This is a genomic window from Leclercia pneumoniae, assembly GCF_017348915.1.
In the GTDB taxonomy this organism is placed as follows: Bacteria; Pseudomonadota; Gammaproteobacteria; order Enterobacterales; family Enterobacteriaceae; genus Enterobacter; species Enterobacter pneumoniae.
The window spans coordinates 2,945,632-2,963,850 of record NZ_CP071383.1 but is presented as its reverse complement, the minus strand read 5'-3'; the positions used below and the strand labels follow the sequence as shown (position 1 = coordinate 2,963,850).

The window sequence follows — 18,219 nt, the reverse complement described above, 5'->3', positions numbered from 1 at the left end:
CTTAGCCCAGCGCCTTTGCCAGCAAGGTGATGGGATGTTCGCAGCGTTTGCTGGTGGACATTTCAATCTGCCATTTGCAGGTTTCGCAGTCGGTCACCACCAGATCGGCGCCGCTCTCCTCTATCTGCCTGAACAGCGGCGCGCCAATTGCCTGCGACGTGTCATAGTTTTCACGCTTAAATCCGTAGGTGCCCGCTATCCCGCAGCAGCGCGAATCCAGCACCGTCAGCTCCAGCCCGGGGATCAGCCGCAGCAGCTCCAGCGTATACAGCGACCAGCCCATCTTTTCCATATGACACGGGGTGTGATACACCACCTTCAGCGGCAGGTTGCCCAGCGGTAAGGTCTTCCCGCTGTCCAGCATGCGCCACAGAAACCGCGTTGCCAGTTCAATATGGTCGCGCAGATCGGTGTTATCCACGTCCAGCAGGTGGGGGTACTCATCGCGAAGGGTGAAGGTGCAGGTAGACGAGGTAGCCAGGACCGGTATCCCTTTCCCGACGATCGCATCACGCAGGGAGGTGACATTGCTGCGGGCTTGCCTGCGCGCTTTGTCCGTAAAGCCGTTGGCAATCAGCGGCACGCCGCAGCACTTTTCCTTGCTGAGGAGCTGTACACCCGTACCCATCGCGTTCAGCACTTTCAGCAGGTCTTTTCCCAACTGCGGGTGGTTGTAATTCACGTAGCAGCCATGGAAGAACGCCACCTGATCGGCAAAGCGGGCCTGCTCTGCCGCCACCGATTTGTACCAGCGACGGAAGGTGCCGTGGGAGTATTTCGGCAGGCTGCGGTGGTGGTCAATTTTCAGCGTCGCGTCGAGCAGCCGGCGTACCGGTTTCAGGGAGGTGGCGGCATTCACCAGCGGCGCGAAGGGCGTGGAAACGCTGCCCATCAGGTCGGTATGGCTGAGGATCGCATCGCGCAGCGTCGGTTTTTGCGTGCTGTACTGCGCCCGTGCGCGCTGGATGATGTCGCCGATTTTGACGTCTGACGGACAGGCCACCTCGCAGCGCTTGCAGTTAATGCAGTATTTCAGCGCATCATCGTAGAGTGCGGCGTCTTTCAGACGCAGGCGCTCGCCGTCAGGCCCGGCCTGTTTTGGGCCAGGATAACGCGGGTTCACGCCGCTGACCGGGCAGACCGTGGTACACACCGTGCATTTTATGCAGCTTTCGAAACGGCTATCGCTCATTGTTCTGCCTCCATGCGTTGAATAATCTGCTCTGCGGCATGAAGCGCCGTGATAGCACACACGCCGCCGCCACAGCCCTGGGCAATCGGATCGTAGCCGCCCAGAATCGAGCCGATGGCGTAGAGACCGTTAAGCGACTGGCCGTTGAGCTGCGGGTGCAGGCGGTTATCAACAATCACGCCAAACTGCTGCCAGGGCTGCGGCGTAAAGAAATCACTCTGATACCAGTCCGAACGGGAGGCGCTCTGCCGGACATCCAGCCCCAGAATGGCTTCGCGGATCCCCTCGCGGGTACTCAGTAAGCCGTTACTGAAGAAGCTGCCGCTGGCCAGTACCACGGCGCGTGCGCGCAGCGGAATGTCACCGTGGTTTCGCGTCCACACCTCGCTGACCTCGCTATCAGACAGCGTGATCTTTTTCACCTCGTCACCCGCCATCCACACGCCGCCCTGGGCAATAAATTTTTGCTTAAGCTGCGTGTGCAACCGAATACCCGGTACGGAAGGGGGAAGGGTCGGCAGCAAGCCGAGCGTGCACGGCAGGCGGTCCGACAGCCAGCGCCAGAGTCGATTGGCGGTGAGGCCAAAGCACGCAGGCATCAACAGGGCATCACACTGTTCAGCGAGCGGCCTGAGCGCGTCATACAGCAGCGGCCAGTTATCGTCGTTATCCAGCAGCCGCGCGATATTCACTGCCCGAAACTCGCTGGGGTTTTCGCGCAGCACGTCCAGTTCGGGAAGGTCTATCTCCGCCGCCGTCGCGTTAATGCCGCGCTGACAGAGCGAGGCCGCCGCCAGGTGCGGCTGAAAATCAAGAAAACCGCCAATCCCCACCACCATTACGCGTTCTGCGCCGAACGGGGCGACAGGAACGTCTTCCGGGCTGAGCCACGCGGAACGCAGGGTGCCGAGCGGCGTCACGCGCTGGTGATTTTTCTCAGCGCTGCCCTGCATCCGCGCGCCACAGGCGCTCAGCAGCCTTTCGGTTTCTTGCGCCAGGCGGGCAATGTTGTGCTCGCCGATCAGGCTGTAGGGGTGCTCAGGCGCAAGTGCGCCGCGACAGGCATCGTCGAGGAGATCCAGCGATCCGGAAGAGAAGTGCAAAGCGCTCTGCCCGCGGGTGACGATGGCGCAGCGCAGACCACGTTGCGTGAGCGTGATCCCGCACAGCAGCCCTGCCAGTCCGCCGCCGACAATGACGGTATTAAATTTCATTATGTGGCTCCTTCTCCAGGCCGCAAAGTCCCTGATAAACCCAGCGGGTAAACTCGCTTTCACGCAGGGCATCGCCCCAGGCAACGGGCTGAATGCCTTTCCAGCGTTCATTGAGGAAATCGCTGAGCTGGGTCAGGGACTGCGTTGAGGTGGTGGCGTGAAAGCGTTGCAGCAGCCCGGCGGCGCGACAGGCGCAAAGCTCGCCCTGACAGGTACCCATGCCGACGCGCGTGCGGCGGCGAAGATCGAGCAGCGTATTGACCGTCAGGTTCTCGACGGCATATTGCACCTCGCCTGCGGTCACCGCTTCGCACTCGCACACCAGGCTGCGGCTTAGTCGCCCCTCGCCAAGCCACTGCGGCGTTCTGTCGCCGTGGCGATAAATAGCAGAGCCGCGCAGCGGGGCGGGCAGAGAGATGATTTTCTGTAGCGTTTTCTCGGTGGACTGACGCGAGCCGGGCAGGGGCTGTTCTGCCGTGACGCACGGGGTGGTGTTACCAAGCTTGCGGCAGACCGCATCCGTGGCCCACTCCGCCATCAGGCGATAGGTCATGAGCTTGCCGCCGGTGATGGTGATAAAGCCCTCCATGCCGTCACGTTGGGCATGATCGAGCAGGACAATTCCCCGGCTGACGTTGCGCCCGCTGGGGTCGTTATCGCTGGCAACCAGCGGCCGCACGCCCGCATAGGCGCGCAAAATGCGGGTTTGTGCCATCATCGGAGCCAGTTTCTCGCCTTCGCGCAGCAGAATATCCACCTCTTCGGCCGTCACCCGGTTAACGTCAATCTCGCTGTAATCGACGTGGGTAGAGGTGGTGCCGATAAGCGAAATGGTGTCGCCCGGGACCAGAATATCGGCGTCGGAAGGCTTACGACAGCGGTTGATGACGTGGTTGTTGATGCGATGGTCGAGGATCAGCAGTGAACCTTTCGCCGGGAACATGCGGAGGGATAAGTCGGCGTATTCCGCGATGCGCTGCCCCCAGATCCCCGCCGCATTGATAACCACGGCGGCGTACAGTTCGCTGCGCTCGTTATATTGCGGGTCGAACACCCGCACGCCGCGCACAGTGTTGCCGTCGCGGATAAGCCCGGTGACTTCATGCCCGGTCAGAATGCGCGCGCCGTGTTCCCGTGCGTCCAGCATATTGGCGGCGGTCAGGCGAAACGGATCGACCGTGCCGTCGGGGACTTTCACCGCACCGGTGAGGGCCGGGTTGACAGAAGGCTCCAGCCGACGCGCCAGCGCCGGGTCGATGGCCTCGGCCTGGATCCCGGCGGCCGTACAGGCGGTGATAAAGGTTTGCTGAAACGCGAGATCGTCTTCGGGGAGGGTAATGAACAGTCCGTTGGTCGGCTCGACGCAGTGGCGGGCGATGCGTTTCAGGATCTGGTTTTCCGTAATGCACTCCCGCGCCGACTCGCCGTCGGTTACCGCGTACCTCGCGCCGCTGTGCAGCAGGCCGTGGTTGCGGCCCGTGGCGCCTGTCGCAATATCATGGCGCTCCAGCAGGGTCACGCTCAGGCCACGCAGGGCGCAGTCGCGGGCGATGCCGGCCCCGGTTGCGCCGCCGCCAATGATTATTACATCGCTGTAGCGAGGATCGAGAACCGTCATTGTCTTCCCTCTATGTTCGTTTTTTATCATTTAGCCACACTAAAAATGTGGTTTGTTTGATTTCGAACATAAACGCGCGTTATTCGAAAGTGAAACGTGATTTCATGCGCTATTTTGCGCATTCTGTCATATTTCTGTAACAATCTGTGCGTTGATTCACAGTAACAATCACCGTGATTTCTTAACATCCCCGCCTCTGGAATCGGGTGCGAAGCACCTTCTCATTCATCACAAGGCCACGGAGGCTGTCATGCTCAGTATCTTTAAACCTGCGCCGCATCGGGCGCGTCTGCCAGAGGCAGAGATAGATCCGCTTTACCGCCGTCTGCGTTGGCAAATCTTCCTGGGGATTTTCTTCGGGTACGCGGCATATTATCTGGTACGTAAAAACTTCGCGCTCGCCATGCCGTATCTGGTAGAGCAGGGCTTCTCGCGCGGTGATTTAGGGTTTGCGCTCTCGGGGATCTCGATCGCCTACGGCTTTTCCAAGTTCATTATGGGGTCGGTGTCGGATCGCTCGAACCCGCGCGTGTTCCTGCCAGCCGGTTTGATTCTGGCGGCCGCGGTGATGTTGTTTATGGGCTTTGTGCCCTGGGCGACCTCCAGTATCGCGATTATGTTTGTGCTGCTGTTCCTCTGCGGCTGGTTCCAGGGGATGGGCTGGCCGCCGTGCGGACGCACCATGGTGCACTGGTGGTCGCAGAAAGAGCGTGGCGGGATTGTGTCGGTCTGGAACTGCGCGCATAACGTGGGCGGCGGTATCCCTCCGCTGCTGTTCCTGCTCGGGATGGCATGGTTCAACGACTGGAAAGCTGCGCTTTACATGCCGGCGTTTGGCGCGATCGTGGTAGCGATTATCGCCTTCGCCCTGATGCGCGATACGCCGCAGTCCTGCGGCCTGCCGCCAATCGAAGAGTATAAAAACGACTATCCGGACGACTATAGCGAACAGCATGAAGAGGAGCTGACGGCCAAACAGATCTTCATGAAGTATGTGCTGCCCAACAAACTGCTGTGGTACATCGCGGTAGCCAACGTTTTCGTTTACCTGCTGCGTTACGGCATCCTCGACTGGTCGCCAACCTACCTGAAAGAGGTGAAACACTTCGCGCTGGATAAATCCTCCTGGGCCTACTTCCTGTATGAATACGCGGGTATCCCGGGCACGCTGATTTGTGGCTGGATGTCGGACAAGGTCTTCCGCGGCAACCGTGGTGCAACGGGTGTCTTCTTTATGACCCTGGTGACCATCGCCACCGTCGTTTACTGGCTTAACCCACCGGGCAACCCGGGCGTGGACATGGCCTGTATGATTGTGATCGGCTTCCTGATCTACGGCCCGGTGATGCTGATTGGCCTGCATGCCCTTGAGCTGGCACCGAAGAAAGCAGCAGGGACGGCGGCAGGCTTTACCGGCCTGTTTGGCTACCTTGGCGGCTCGGTCGCCGCAAGCGCCATTGTCGGCTATACCGTTGACTTCTTCGGCTGGGATGGCGGCTTCATGGTCATGATTGGCGGTAGCGTACTGGCGGTACTGCTGCTGATTGTTGTCATGATTGGTGAAAAACGTCATCACGCCGAAATACAGGCACGTCGTCAATAAGGAGCATTACGATGAAACTGACTCAACTCGCGACCGGCCTGCTGCTGGCCGGTGTCATGACAGGCTCGGCGCTGGCGGCAGACAAGATTGTCATTGCTCACCGCGGCGCCAGCGGCTATCTGCCCGAGCATACGCTGCCCGCGAAAGCGATGGCTTACGCGCAGGGGGCGGATTATCTTGAGCAGGATCTGGTGATGACCCGGGACGACCATCTGGTCGTCCTGCATGACCACTATCTTGACCGCGTCACCGATGTCGCCGACCGTTTTCCCGACCGTGCCCGCAAGGACGGCCGTTATTACGCCATCGACTTCACGCTTGACGAGATCCGCTCGCTGAAATTTACCGAAGGCTTCGAGATTGAAAACGGCAAGAAGGTGCAGGTCTATCCGGGGCGTTTCCCGATGGGCAAATCCGACTTCCGCATTCATACCTTTGAAGAGGAAATCGAGTTTGTGCAGGGGCTGAACCACTCTACCGGTAAAAACATCGGCATCTACCCGGAGATCAAAGCGCCGTGGTTCCATCATCAGGAAGGGAAGGACATTGCGGCGAAAACGCTGGATGTGCTGAAGCAGTACGGCTACACCAGTAAGAAGGATAAGGTCTACCTCCAGTGCTTTGATGCGGCTGAACTCAAGCGCATTAAAACCGAGCTGGAACCGAAGCGGGGGATGGATCTCAATCTGGTGCAGCTGATTGCCTATACCGACTGGAATGAAACGCAGGAGAAGCAGCCGGACGGCAAGTGGGTTAACTACAACTACGACTGGATGTTTAAGCCGGGCGCGATGAAGCAGATTGCCCAGTACGCCGACGGCATCGGGCCGGATTACCACATGCTGGTGGCGGAGGGCTCAACGCCGGGTCACATAAAGCTGACGGCAATGGTCAAAGAGGCGCATGCGAACCATATGCAGGTCCATCCTTTTACGGTGCGAGCCGACCAGTTGCCTGATTATGCGACGGACGTGAACCAGCTTTACAACGTGCTGTACAACCAGGCAGACGTTGATGGGCTGTTTACGGATTTCCCCGATAAGGCTGTGGAATTTTTGAACCACAAGCGTTAATGACAGACGTAACCTCATCCGGCCTGCGATTTCGCAGGCCGGGACCGCCGAACCCTCGCCACTAACCCTTTACGCAGCCTTACTCCGTTCGCCTATCCTGCCTGCCATGAATAAAGCCTTTATTAAGTGGGACATTGTCTGCTTCCCGACACAAATTGTTGAGATTTTTCCTAATCATGTTGGTTATCATAAGGCTGATTATTTACCTGTGAATAGTAACGGATGGTACAGCATGAACATGGCTGCAAAAGATAAAGAATTTAGCCATTGGTGGGCCACAGAAGGCGACTGGGTTGAAGAACCGAACTTTCGGCGTAAGGGAATGAGCGGCGTGCAATGTGTCGAGCGTGACGGCAAAAAGCTGTATGTCAAACGCATGACGCACCATCTGTTCCACTCCTTACGTTACCCTTTTGGCCGCCCCACCATTGTTCATGAGATCAGCGTTATCCACGATCTGGAAAAAGCGGGTGTGATCGTTCCTAAGATCGTTTATGGCAAAGCGATGAAGGTCGAGGGTGAATGGCGTGCCCTGCTGGTCACCGAAGATATGGCGGGATTTATCAGTATTGCTGACTGGTATCATCAGCACGCAATTACGCCGTTCCCGGACGAGGTGCGTGACGCCATGCTAAAAGCGGTCGCCCTGGCGTTCAAAAAAATGCATAGCGTTAACCGCCAGCATGGTTGCTGCTATGTACGTCATATCTATGTGAAGACCGAAGGGGTGGTCGAGGCAGGATTTCTCGATCTTGAGAAGAGCCGCCGTCGTCTGCGCCGCCATAAGGCTGCAAATCACGACTTCCGGCAGCTGGAAAAATATCTGGACCCGATTCCGAAGCGTGACTGGGAACAAGTCAAAGCGTATTACTACGCGATGTAATCGCTGTTACATCTCGATCTCAATATCCCCTTTAGCCCTGCAGCAGCAGGGCAAAATTTCCCCTTCGCTGATGAAGGCCAGCGGTTCGGCAATCCAGTCTACCTGACCGGATACCAGGCGACAGCGGCAAGAGCCGCAGTAACCTTCACGACACTGGTATTCTACTTCAACCTGATGCGACTCAAGAGCAATCAGCAGGGAGGGGTGCTCATCCCGGCACATAACCTCTGTGCCGGAAAGGCGAAGCGTCACGCGGCTCATCAGAGCTGGAAGTCGCTCAGGTCGTCGGTATTCACTTCAGAGTCAATCTGACCGACCAGGTAAGAGCTCACCTCCACTTCCTGCGGCGCAACCTGGACATTGTCAGAGACCAGCCAGGTATTGATCCACGGAATCGGGTTAGAGCGCGTCTGGAACGGCAGGTCAAGGCCCACCGCCTGCATACGGATATTGGTAATGTACTCGACGTACTGGCAGAGAATATCTTTGTTCAGGCCAATCATGGAGCCGCCCTGGAACAGATACTCTGCCCACTCTTTTTCCTGCACTGCAGCCTGAACGAACAGGTCGTAGCTCTCCTGTTTGCACTCTTCTGCGATCTCGGCCATTTCCGGATCGTCTACACCGCTGCGCAGCAGATTCAGCATATGCTGAGTACCTGTCAAATGCAGGGCTTCGTCACGGGCAATCAGGCGGATGATTTTGGCGTTGCCTTCCATCAGCTCACGTTCAGCAAAGGCGAAGGAGCAGGCGAAACTGACGTAGAAGCGGATCGCTTCCAGCGCGTTCACGCTCATCAGGCACAGGTACAGTTTTTTCTTCAGCTCGCGCAGGCTCACGGTGACGGTTTTACCGTTAACGGTGTGCGTACCTTCGCCCAGCAGATGCCAGTAGCTGGTCATCTCAATCAGATCGTCGTAGAAGTGGGAGATGCCCTCTGCGCGCTTCAGGATCTGGTCGTTCGTCACGATATCATCAAACACAATCGCCGGATCGTTAACGATATTACGGATGATATGGGTATACGAGCGTGAGTGGATCGTCTCGGAAAACGCCCAGGTCTCAACCCAGGTTTCCAGCTCCGGAATAGAGATCAACGGCAGCAGCGCCACGTTCGGGCTACGTCCCTGAATAGAGTCCAGCAGCGTCTGGTATTTCAGGTTGCTGAGGAAGATATGCTTCTCATGCTCTGGCAATGCCTGGAAATCGATGCGATCGCGTGAAACGTCCACTTCTTCCGGGCGCCAGAAGAAGGAGAGTTGCTTTTCAATCAGCTTTTCGAAGATGTCATATTTTTGCTGATCGTAGCGTGCCACGTTGACCGGCTGGCCGAAAAACATCGGCTCTTTGAGCTGGTCATTTTTCGTCTGTGAAAAGGTGGTGTATGCCATGAATGTGTCCTGTGGTGTTATTTCCCTCACCCCGGCCCTCTCCCACAGGGAGAGGGGGAAAGAGTTCCCTCTCCTTGTAGGAGAGGGTTAGGGTGAGGGGATTTATTAGATCTTACATGCGCCGCTTTCGCAGCCATCATCCTGGATAGAAGGAGCCAGGTCATCCTGTGCATCTTCTGCACCGTCACGGGTGTTTTGATAGTACAGGGTTTTCACGCCAAATTTGTAAGCGGTAAGCAGGTCTTTCAGCAACTGCTGCATCGGCACTTTTCCGGACGGGAAACGTGACGGGTCATAGTTAGTATTCGCCGAGATCGCCTGATCGATGAACTTCTGCATGATACCCACGAGTTGCAGGTAGCCGTCATTGTTCGGCATTTCCCACAGCAGTTCGTAGTTGTTTTTCAGCAGTTCATAATCCGGCACCACCTGGCGCAGGATGCCATCTTTCGACGCCTTAATGCTCACATGGCCGCGCGGCGGCTCAATGCCGTTAGTGGCGTTAGAGATCTGCGAAGAGGTCTCGGACGGCATCAGGGCAGAGAGCGTAGAGTTACGCAGGCCGTGGGTCTTGATGGACTCACGAAGCGCGTCCCAGTCCAGGTGCAGCGGCTCGCTGACAATCGCATCCAGATCTTTCTTGTAGGTGTCGATTGGCATAATGCCTTTTGCATAGGTGGTTTCATTGAACCACGGGCAAGCACCTTGCTCTTTCGCCAGTTCGTTAGAGGCTTTCAGCAAGTAGTACTGAATGGCTTCAAACGTCTCATGGGTCAGGTTGTTGGCGCTGCCATCGGAGTAACGCTTACCGTTCTTCGCCAGCCAGTAGGCGAAGTTGATGACACCAATACCCAGGGTACGACGACCCATTGCACCGCGTTTGGCCGCCGGGATTGGATAATCCTGGTAATCCAGCAGGGCGTCGAGCGCGCGAACCGCCAGCACCGCCAGCTCTTCCAGCTCGGACAGGCTCTTAATCGCGCCCAGGTTAAACGCAGAGAGCGTACAGAGCGCGATCTCGCCGTTTTCGTCGTTCACATCGTCCAGCGGTTTGGTCGGCAGCGCGATTTCCAGGCACAGGTTAGACTGACGCACCGGGGCAATCGCCGGATCGAACGGGCTGTGGGTGTTGCAGTGGTCAACGTTCTGAATGTAGATACGGCCAGTCGAAGCACGTTCCTGCATCATCAGGGAGAAGAGATCGACCGCTTTCACGCGCTGCTTACGAATACTGTCATCTTTTTCGTATTTGGTGTACAGACGCTCAAACTCGTCCTGATCGGCAAAGAAAGCGTCGTACAGGCCCGGTACGTCGGACGGGCTAAACAGGGTGATGTCTTCGCCTTTCAGCAGACGGGTGTACATCAGTTTGTTGATCTGTACGCCGTAGTCCATGTGACGCACGCGGTTACCTTCCACGCCACGGTTATTTTTCAGTACCAGCAGGCTTTCCACTTCCAGGTGCCACATTGGGTAGAAGAGGGTAGCCGCCCCGCCGCGCACGCCGCCCTGAGAGCAGGACTTCACGGCCGTCTGGAAATGTTTATAGAACGGAATACAGCCGGTGTGGAACGCTTCACCGCCGCGAATAGGACTACCCAGCGCACGAATACGGCCCGCGTTGATACCGATGCCGGCACGCTGGGAGACATATTTCACAATGGCGCTGGAGGTGGCGTTAATGGAATCCAGGCTGTCACCGCATTCGATCAGGACGCAAGAGCTGAACTGACGCGTTGGGGTACGCACGCCAGACATGATTGGCGTAGGCAGCGAAATTTTAAAGGTGGAGACCGCATCATAGAAACGCTTCACGTATTCCAGACGGGTGTCACGCGGATAGTTAGAGAACAGGCAAGCGGCAACCAGAATATAGAGGAACTGTGCGCTTTCGTAGATCTCACCGGTCACGCGGTTTTGCACCAGGTATTTGCCTTCCAGCTGCTTAACGGCAGCATAGGAGAAGTTCATGTCGCGCCAGTGGTCGATAAACCCGTCCATCTGCTTGAACTCTTCTTCCGTGTAGTCTTCCAGCAGATGCGTGTCGTACTTGCCCAGCTCGACCATTTTCACGACGTGATCGTACAGGGCTGGCGGTTCAAACTGACCGTAGGCTTTTTTGCGCAGATGGAAGATGGCCAGACGTGCCGCCAGGTACTGATAATCCGGCGCTTCGCGGGAGATCAAATCTGCCGCGGCTTTGATGATGGTCTCGTGGATATCAGAGGTTTTAATGCCATCGTAGAACTGGATGTGCGATCGCAGTTCGACCTGGGAGATTGATACGTTATTCAGTCCTTCTGCTGCCCAGTCGAGAACACGATGGATTTTGTCCAGATTGATACGCTCGGTTGCACCGTCGCGCTTTGTCACCAGCAGACTCTGATTCATGTGGGTTTTTACCTGTCCGTGAAATAAAAAAATATCCCCCGCTTATCCACAGATTCGCCTTGTGACTAACTCTGTGGATAAATACTACATATAGGGGGTTTGCGATAAGAGAAACGCTATATGGTGAGTATTCTAGTATCGAATCATTTCAGTACAAGGGTTGATTTTGACGTTAATTTGAGGTTGTGAAAGGGTAAAAAAGCGTAAGTCCTCGTGCTATAAGGCCTGGACCCCGTGTCAATAATCTAGAAAAAAAATCCAAATTTTGATCAAGTGCTGATTTCTTCAACGACGGGCAAAATTGCGCAACACAGGGTTGCGCATTGTTTATAAGAATTCGTGATGTCGTTAGTCGTTTTTTGCCGTTGTATGCAACATATAATTAACATCAACGCCCGGTCCAAGCTTGAATTTATCCAGAACAGGATTGTAGTGGAGACCGGTCATGTGCTGCTCTTTAAGCCCCGTCTGGTCAACCCAGCTCAGTAACTCGGCAGGCTTAATAAATTTCTTCACGTCGTGGGTCCCTTTCGGCACCATGCGCAAGACATATTCAGCCCCGACCACCGCCATCAGCCAGGCCTTGCCGTTACGGTTGATGGTAGAGAAGAAGACCTGACCGCCGGGCTTAACCAGTTTTGCACAGGCGCTCACCACTGACTGCGGATCAGGAACGTGTTCGAGCATCTCCATGCAGGTCACTACGTCATACTGATGAGCATACTTAGCGGCGTGCTCTTCTACGGTCTCTTGAAAATACTCAACCTGAACACCCGATTCCAGCGCATGCAGCCGTGCTACCTGCAGTGGCTCGAAGCCCATATCCAGCCCGGTAACGTTCGCGCCTTCGCGCGCCATGCTTTCTGCCAGAATTCCGCCGCCGCAGCCGACATCAAGCACCTTTTTGCCAAACAGGCCACCGGAGCGCTCGGCGATGTAGCCCAGACGTAGCGGGTTAATACGATGCAGCGGTTTAAACTCGCCTTCAAGGTCCCACCAGCGCGAGGCGACGGCTTCGAATTTGGCGATCTCTTCATGGTCAACGTTGTGACCCACCGACGTTTTTTCGGCATTCATGGGCGCTTTTACTCCTTTTGTGGTCAGACCCGGAAGTATATCAGGTGAAGGGGATGAATAAACCGTATTGGTTTACCTCTTACACCGCGGCTGTGTTATAATTTGCGACCTTTGAATCCGGGATACAGTAGAGGGATAGCGGTTAGATGAGCGACCTTGCGAGAGAAATTACACCGGTTAACATCGAGGAAGAGCTGAAGAGCTCCTATCTGGACTATGCGATGTCGGTCATTGTTGGCCGTGCGCTGCCGGATGTCCGCGATGGACTTAAACCGGTACACCGTCGCGTACTATACGCCATGAACGTATTGGGCAATGACTGGAATAAAGCCTACAAAAAATCTGCCCGTGTCGTTGGTGACGTAATCGGTAAATACCACCCCCATGGTGATACCGCCGTATATGACACCATCGTCCGTATGGCGCAGCCATTCTCCTTGCGTTACATGCTGGTAGATGGTCAGGGTAACTTTGGTTCTGTTGACGGCGACTCCGCAGCGGCGATGCGTTATACGGAAATCCGTATGTCGAAAATCGCCCATGAGCTGATGGCCGACCTGGAAAAAGAGACCGTTGATTTCGTCGATAACTACGACGGCACCGAGCGAATCCCAGATGTTATGCCTACCAAGATCCCGAACCTGCTCGTTAACGGGTCGTCCGGTATCGCCGTGGGTATGGCAACCAACATTCCGCCACACAATATTAGCGAAGTCATCAACGGCTGCCTGGCCTATATCGACGATGAAGAGATCAGCATTGAAGGGCTGATGGAACACATCCCGGGCCCGGATTTCCCGACAGCGGCGATCATCAATGGTCGTCGTGGTATTGAAGAGGCGTATCGCACCGGTCGCGGCAAGATTTATATCCGTGCCCGTGCGGAAGTGGAAGCGGACGCCAAAACCGGCCGTGAAACCATCATTGTTCACGAGATCCCGTATCAGGTGAACAAAGCGCGTCTGATTGAAAAAATCGCCGAGCTGGTAAAAGAGAAACGTGTTGAAGGTATCAGCGCGCTGCGTGACGAGTCTGATAAAGACGGGATGCGCATCGTGATTGAGATCAAACGCGACGCGGTGGGTGAAGTGGTTCTTAACAACCTCTACTCCCAGACTCAGCTGCAGGTCTCCTTCGGTATCAACATGGTTGCGCTGCACCATGGCCAGCCGAAGATCATGAACCTGAAAGAGATTCTGAGCGCGTTCGTGCGTCACCGCCGTGAAGTGGTAACGCGTCGTACCATTTTCGAACTGCGCAAAGCGCGCGACCGTGCGCACATCCTTGAAGCGCTGGCCGTGGCCCTGGCAAACATCGAACCGATTATTGAATTGATTCGTCGTGCGCCAACCCCTGCGGAAGCGAAAGCGGCGTTAGTCTCTCAGCCATGGGCGCTGGGTAACGTCTCTGCCATGCTTGAACGTGCGGGTGATGACGCTGCACGTCCTGAGTGGCTGGATCCTGAATTCGGCGTGCGCGATGGTCAGTACTATCTGACTGAGCAGCAGGCCCAGGCGATTCTGGATCTGCGTCTGCAGAAACTGACCGGCCTTGAGCATGAAAAACTGCTCGACGAGTACAAAGAGTTGCTGGAACAGATTGCTGAGCTGCTGCACATCCTGGGCAGCGCCGAGCGTCTGATGGAAGTGATCCGCGAAGAGCTGGAGCTGGTCCGCGATCAGTTTGGCGATGCGCGTCGTACTGAAATCACCGCTAATAGCTCTGATATCAACATTGAAGATCTGATCAACCGCGAAGATGTGGTGGTCACCCTGTCTCACCAGGGCTATGTGAAGTATCAGCCGCTCACCGACTACGAAGCTCAGCGTCGTGGCGGTAAAGGCAAATCTGCCGCACGTATTAAAGAAGAAGACTTTATCGACCGCCTGCTGGTGGCGAACACCCATGACACGATCCTCTGCTTCTCAAGCCGCGGTCGTCTCTACTGGATGAAAGTCTATCAGCTGCCGGAAGCGAGCCGTGGCGCGCGTGGTCGTCCAATCGTCAACCTGCTGCCGCTGGAAGCGAACGAGCGTATTACCGCTATCCTGCCGGTGCGTGAGTATGAAGAGGGCGTGAACGTCTTTATGGCGACCGCCAGCGGTACCGTGAAGAAAACCGCGCTGACCGAATTCAGCCGTCCGCGTTCTGCCGGTATTATTGCAGTGAACCTGAACGAAGGCGACGAACTGATTGGCGTGGATCTGACCTCTGGTTCTGATGAAGTCATGCTCTTCTCTGCCGCCGGTAAAGTGGTGCGCTTTAAAGAGAACGCGGTGCGCGCAATGGGTCGTACGGCGACCGGCGTTCGCGGTATCAAACTGGCGGGCGAAGATGCCGTGGTCTCCCTGATCGTTCCACGTGGCGAAGGGGCGATCCTGACCGTTACCCAGAACGGCTATGGTAAACGTACGGCGGAAAGCGAGTATCCAACCAAGTCTCGCGGCACCCAGGGCGTTATCTCTATCAAAGTGACCGAGCGCAACGGTTCCGTTGTTGGCGCGGTACAGGTAGATGATGCTGACCAGATTATGATGATCACCGATGCCGGTACGCTGGTGCGTACACGCGTTTCCGAGATCAGCATTGTCGGCCGTAATACGCAGGGCGTGATCCTCATCCGTACTGCGGAAGACGAAAACGTAGTGGGTCTGCAGCGTGTTGCCGAACCGGTAGATGATGAAGAGCTTGATTCTATCGACGGTACCGTAGCGGAAGGCGATGATGAAATCGCGCCGGAAGCAGACGTAGACGACGATGCAGCGGACGACGCTGACGAGTAATGTCTCCCTGTTGCAAAAGGGCCGGTTTCCGGCCCTTTTCTTTTGCACAAGCAGACAAGTGAACGTTGCGACCCGGCGCGTTTACCGCTACCTTAACCACATTCTTTTTTACCCCGATGGCGGAGCCTCGCCCCCTTGAAATACCTCGTCTCCTTTCGAACTACGCTAAAAGTCTCCCGCTATCTGTTTCGGGCGTTGGCACTGCTACTCTGGCTATTGATCGCACTTTTCTCGGTGTTTTACATCATGAACGCGCTGCATCAGAAGGAGTCGGAGATTCGTCAGGAGTTCAATCTTAGCTCCGATCAGGCTCAGCGTTATATTCAGCGCACCTCAGACGTGATGAAAGAGCTGAAATACATCGCGGAAAACCGCCTGACGGCAGAAAACGGCATCATGGCCAGCCGTGGGCGTGATAGCAAAGCCGAAGTGCCCGATTTCGAACCGCTTTTCCCGGATTCCGACTGTTCTACGATGGGCAGTGCATGGCGCGGTTCGCTGGAGTCGCTGGCCTGGTTTATGCGCTACTGGCGCGATAACTTCTCCGCCGCCTACGATCTTAATCGTGTCTTCTTAATTGGCAGTGACAATCTTTGTATGGCCGATTTTGGCCTGCGTGACGTACCGGTTGAGCGCGATGATGCGCTGAAGAGCCTGCATGAGCGCATCGTCAAATACCGCAATGCGCCGCAGGATGAGCGGGGCAATAACATCTTCTGGATTAGCCAGGGGCCGCGTCCGGGGATAGGGTACTTCTATTCCCTGACCCCGGTGTATCTGGCGAACCGCCTGCAGGCGCTGCTGGGTATTGAACAGACTATCCGGATGGAGAACTTCTTTACCCCGGGTACCTTACCAATTGGGGTGACCATCCTGGACGAAAACGGTCATCCCCTTATTTCCCTGACCGGACCGGAAAATCGCATCAAGATCGATCCGCGCTGGATGCAGGAGCGTTCATGGTTTGGCTATACCTCCGGTTTCCGTGACCTGGTGCTGAAGAAAAGCTTACCGCCGTCCTCGCTGAGTATCGTCTATTCGGTGCCGGTGGATATGGTGCTTGAGCGGATCCGCATGTTAATCCTGAACTCGGTGCTACTGAACGTGCTGGTGGGGATTGCGCTCTTTACTCTCGCGCGGATGTACGAACGCAAAATCTTTATTCCGGCAGAAGCCGACGCCCAGCGCCTTGAAGAGCACGAGCAGTTCAACCGCAAGATCGTCGCTTCGGCGCCGGTGGGGATCTGCATTCTGCGTACGGTCGATGGCACTAACATACTGAGTAACGAGCTGGCGCATAACTATCTGAACATGCTCACCCACGAAGACCGGCAGCGGCTGACGCAGATTATCTGCGGACAGCAGGTTAACTTTGTGGACGTGCTCACCAGCAATAACACCAATCTGCAGATTAGCTTTGTCCACTCGCGCTACCGTAATGAAAACGTGGCGATCTGCGTGCTGGTCGACGTCTCGGCCCGCGTCAAAATGGAAGAGTCGTTACAGGACATGGCCCAGTCGGCAGAGCAGGCGAGCCAGTCGAAATCGATGTTCCTTGCCACCGTTAGCCATGAGTTGCGTACCCCGCTATACGGCATCATCGGCAACCTGGATCTGCTGCAAACCAAAGAGCTGCCGCGGGGTGTAGACCGTCTGGTGACAGCAATGAACAACTCCTCCAGCCTGCTGCTAAAAATCATCAGCGACATTCTCGACTTCTCTAAAATCGAGTCGGAACAGCTGAAGATCGAGCCGCGTGAGTTCTCTCCCCGTGAGGTCATGAACCATATCAGCGCTAACTACCTGCCTCTGGTGGTGCGCAAACAGCTGGGACTGTACTGCTTTATCGAACCTGATGTGCCGGTTACCCTGCAGGGCGACCCGATGCGCCTGCAGCAGGTCATCTCTAACCTGTTAAGTAACGCCATTAAATTCACCGATATCGGCTGTATCGTACTCCATGTCACCCGGGCCGGTGATTATCTGAGTATCCGCGTGCGCGACACCGGGGTAGGGATCCCGGCCAAAGAGGTGGTTAAGCTTTTCGACCCGTTCTTCCAGGTGGGGACCGGGGTGCAGCGTAACTTCCAGGGCACCGGGCTGGGGCTGGCAATCTGTGAAAAACTGATCAGCATGATGGACGGGGATATCTCGGTAGATACCGAACCGGGCATGGGCAGCCAGTTTACTATTCGTATTCCTCTCTATGCTGCCCAGTCGCTGTCCAGCGTGGCGGTGAAAGGGTTGAGTGATAAACGCTGCTGGCTGGCGGTTAATAACGCCTCGCTGCACAGCTATCTTGAATCCCTGCTGACCCGCAGCGGTATCCGCGTGGCGCGCTATCAGGGGCAAACGCCGGATGCGGAAGATGTGCTGCTCACCGATGATGAACTGGCACAGCCGTGGCAGGGCAAGGCGTCAGTACTCTTCTGCCGTCGTCATATTGGTATTCCGCTTGAGCGTGCGCACGGCGTGTGGGTAAACAGCGTGGCCTCTCCTCATGAGCTGATTGCGCTGCTGGCGCGTATTTGGCGCGTAGAGCTTGAGACCAGCGACGGTACGGCGGCGCTGCCGTCACCGGAAACGGCGCAGTTGAACGACGATATGATGATTCTGGTGGTGGACGATCATCCTATCAACCGCCGTCTGCTGGCCGATCAGCTCGGCTCGCTGGGCTATCAATGTAAAACCGCGAACGACGGCGTGGATGCCCTCAATGTTTTGAGTAAAAATCACATTGATATCGTGCTGAGTGATGTCAACATGCCGAATATGGACGGTTATCGCCTTACTCAGCGGATCCGTCAGCTTGGCCTCACGCTCCCGGTCGTAGGCGTAACGGCCAACGCGCTGGCGGAAGAGAAGCAGCGCTGTCTGGAGTCGGGGATGGATAGCTGTCTCTCCAAGCCGGTCACGCTGGATGTATTAAAACAGACGCTGGCGGTCTATGCGGATCGGGTGAGAAAAGCGCGGGTATAAAAAAACGCCCGCAGG

At 56.0% G+C, this 18,219-nt stretch carries 12 protein-coding genes; 5 read left to right on the top strand and 7 right to left on the bottom strand.

Annotation, left to right across the window (positions count from 1 at the left end; all coding sequences use genetic code 11):
- Window position 1 precedes the first annotated feature (1 nt).
- Genes glpC through glpA form a run of 3 tightly spaced genes read right to left on the bottom strand, consistent with a single transcriptional unit; the run spans window position 2 to window position 4,024 of the window.
- Window positions 2-1,192, bottom strand: coding sequence for an anaerobic glycerol-3-phosphate dehydrogenase subunit GlpC (gene glpC / locus JZ655_RS14365; protein ID WP_207292136.1), 1,191 nt, complete (start codon window positions 1,190-1,192; stop codon window positions 2-4).
- Window positions 1,189-2,406 (bottom strand): glycerol-3-phosphate dehydrogenase subunit GlpB, encoded by a 1,218-nt coding sequence (glpB, locus tag JZ655_RS14360; RefSeq protein ID WP_207292135.1) that lies wholly within the window; start codon window positions 2,404-2,406, stop codon window positions 1,189-1,191. The genes glpC and glpB overlap by 4 nt, the downstream gene beginning before the upstream one ends.
- On the bottom strand, window positions 2,396-4,024 hold the full coding sequence (glpA, locus tag JZ655_RS14355) for an anaerobic glycerol-3-phosphate dehydrogenase subunit A (protein ID WP_207292134.1): 1,629 nt from the start codon (window positions 4,022-4,024) through the stop codon (window positions 2,396-2,398). Before glpA ends, glpB begins: the two co-directional genes overlap by 11 nt.
- 250 nt (window positions 4,025-4,274) lie before the next feature.
- Between glpA and glpT the strand changes: the two genes are divergently transcribed.
- The 3 genes from glpT (at window position 4,275) to inaA (ending at window position 7,583) form a co-directional block, all read left to right on the top strand.
- Window positions 4,275-5,627 (top strand): glycerol-3-phosphate transporter, encoded by a 1,353-nt coding sequence (gene glpT / locus JZ655_RS14350; protein WP_006176478.1) that lies wholly within the window; start codon window positions 4,275-4,277, stop codon window positions 5,625-5,627.
- An 11-nt stretch (window positions 5,628-5,638) separates the two neighbouring features.
- Complete coding sequence (glpQ, locus tag JZ655_RS14345; protein WP_046884702.1) at window positions 5,639-6,700, top strand: glycerophosphodiester phosphodiesterase; 1,062 nt, start codon at window positions 5,639-5,641, stop codon at window positions 6,698-6,700.
- Window positions 6,701-6,932: 232 nt separating this feature from the next.
- A complete protein-coding gene (gene inaA / locus JZ655_RS14340; protein WP_207292133.1) occupies window positions 6,933-7,583 on the top strand; it encodes a lipopolysaccharide kinase InaA in 651 nt (216 codons plus the stop codon).
- 6 nt (window positions 7,584-7,589) lie between these two features.
- On the opposite strand, the gene yfaE is transcribed toward inaA, so the two are convergent.
- The 4 genes from yfaE to ubiG form a co-directional block, all read right to left on the bottom strand.
- Entirely contained in the window at window positions 7,590-7,844 is a 255-nt protein-coding gene (yfaE, locus tag JZ655_RS14335; RefSeq protein ID WP_040074722.1) for a class I ribonucleotide reductase maintenance protein YfaE, read from the bottom strand.
- Window positions 7,844-8,974 carry a class Ia ribonucleoside-diphosphate reductase subunit beta gene (gene nrdB / locus JZ655_RS14330; RefSeq protein WP_040074723.1) on the bottom strand — a complete coding sequence of 377 codons (1,131 nt, stop codon included), beginning with the start codon at window positions 8,972-8,974 and terminating at the stop codon, window positions 7,844-7,846. Before nrdB ends, yfaE begins: the two co-directional genes overlap by 1 nt.
- 105 nt (window positions 8,975-9,079) lie before the next feature.
- A complete protein-coding gene (nrdA, locus tag JZ655_RS14325) occupies window positions 9,080-11,365 on the bottom strand; it encodes a class 1a ribonucleoside-diphosphate reductase subunit alpha (RefSeq protein ID WP_040074725.1) in 2,286 nt (761 codons plus the stop codon).
- A gap of 348 nt (window positions 11,366-11,713) precedes the next feature.
- Window positions 11,714-12,442, bottom strand: a complete 729-nt coding sequence (gene ubiG / locus JZ655_RS14320; protein WP_207292132.1) for a bifunctional 2-polyprenyl-6-hydroxyphenol methylase/3-demethylubiquinol 3-O-methyltransferase UbiG — start codon at window positions 12,440-12,442, stop codon at window positions 11,714-11,716.
- Between the two features lie 146 nt (window positions 12,443-12,588).
- Here ubiG and gyrA point away from each other — a divergent pair, with 146 nt between their 5' ends.
- Window positions 12,589-15,225, top strand: a complete 2,637-nt coding sequence (gene gyrA, locus JZ655_RS14315; RefSeq protein ID WP_207292131.1) for a DNA topoisomerase (ATP-hydrolyzing) subunit A — start codon at window positions 12,589-12,591, stop codon at window positions 15,223-15,225.
- Window positions 15,226-15,360: 135 nt separating this feature from the next.
- Entirely contained in the window at window positions 15,361-18,204 is a 2,844-nt protein-coding gene (rcsC, locus tag JZ655_RS14310) for a two-component system sensor histidine kinase RcsC (RefSeq protein WP_207292130.1), read from the top strand.
- Window positions 18,205-18,219: the final 15 nt, after the last annotated feature.

Excerpts from the sequence above, each read along its gene's own strand:
- glpC (WP_207292136.1), bottom strand. The coding sequence starts at position 1,192 with ATGAGCGATAGCCGTTTCGAAAGCTGCATAAAATGCACGGTGTGTACC.
- glpB (WP_207292135.1), bottom strand. The coding sequence starts at position 2,406 with ATGAAATTTAATACCGTCATTGTCGGCGGCGGACTGGCAGGGCTGCTG.
- glpA (WP_207292134.1), bottom strand. The coding sequence starts at position 4,024 with ATGACGGTTCTCGATCCTCGCTACAGCGATGTAATAATCATTGGCGGC.
- glpT (WP_006176478.1), top strand. The coding sequence starts at position 4,275 with ATGCTCAGTATCTTTAAACCTGCGCCGCATCGGGCGCGTCTGCCAGAG.
- glpQ (WP_046884702.1), top strand. The coding sequence starts at position 5,639 with ATGAAACTGACTCAACTCGCGACCGGCCTGCTGCTGGCCGGTGTCATG.
- inaA (WP_207292133.1), top strand. The coding sequence starts at position 6,933 with ATGAACATGGCTGCAAAAGATAAAGAATTTAGCCATTGGTGGGCCACA.
- yfaE (WP_040074722.1), bottom strand. The coding sequence starts at position 7,844 with ATGAGCCGCGTGACGCTTCGCCTTTCCGGCACAGAGGTTATGTGCCGG.
- nrdB (WP_040074723.1), bottom strand. The coding sequence starts at position 8,974 with ATGGCATACACCACCTTTTCACAGACGAAAAATGACCAGCTCAAAGAG.
- nrdA (WP_040074725.1), bottom strand. The coding sequence starts at position 11,365 with ATGAATCAGAGTCTGCTGGTGACAAAGCGCGACGGTGCAACCGAGCGT.
- ubiG (WP_207292132.1), bottom strand. The coding sequence starts at position 12,442 with ATGAATGCCGAAAAAACGTCGGTGGGTCACAACGTTGACCATGAAGAG.
- gyrA (WP_207292131.1), top strand. The coding sequence starts at position 12,589 with ATGAGCGACCTTGCGAGAGAAATTACACCGGTTAACATCGAGGAAGAG.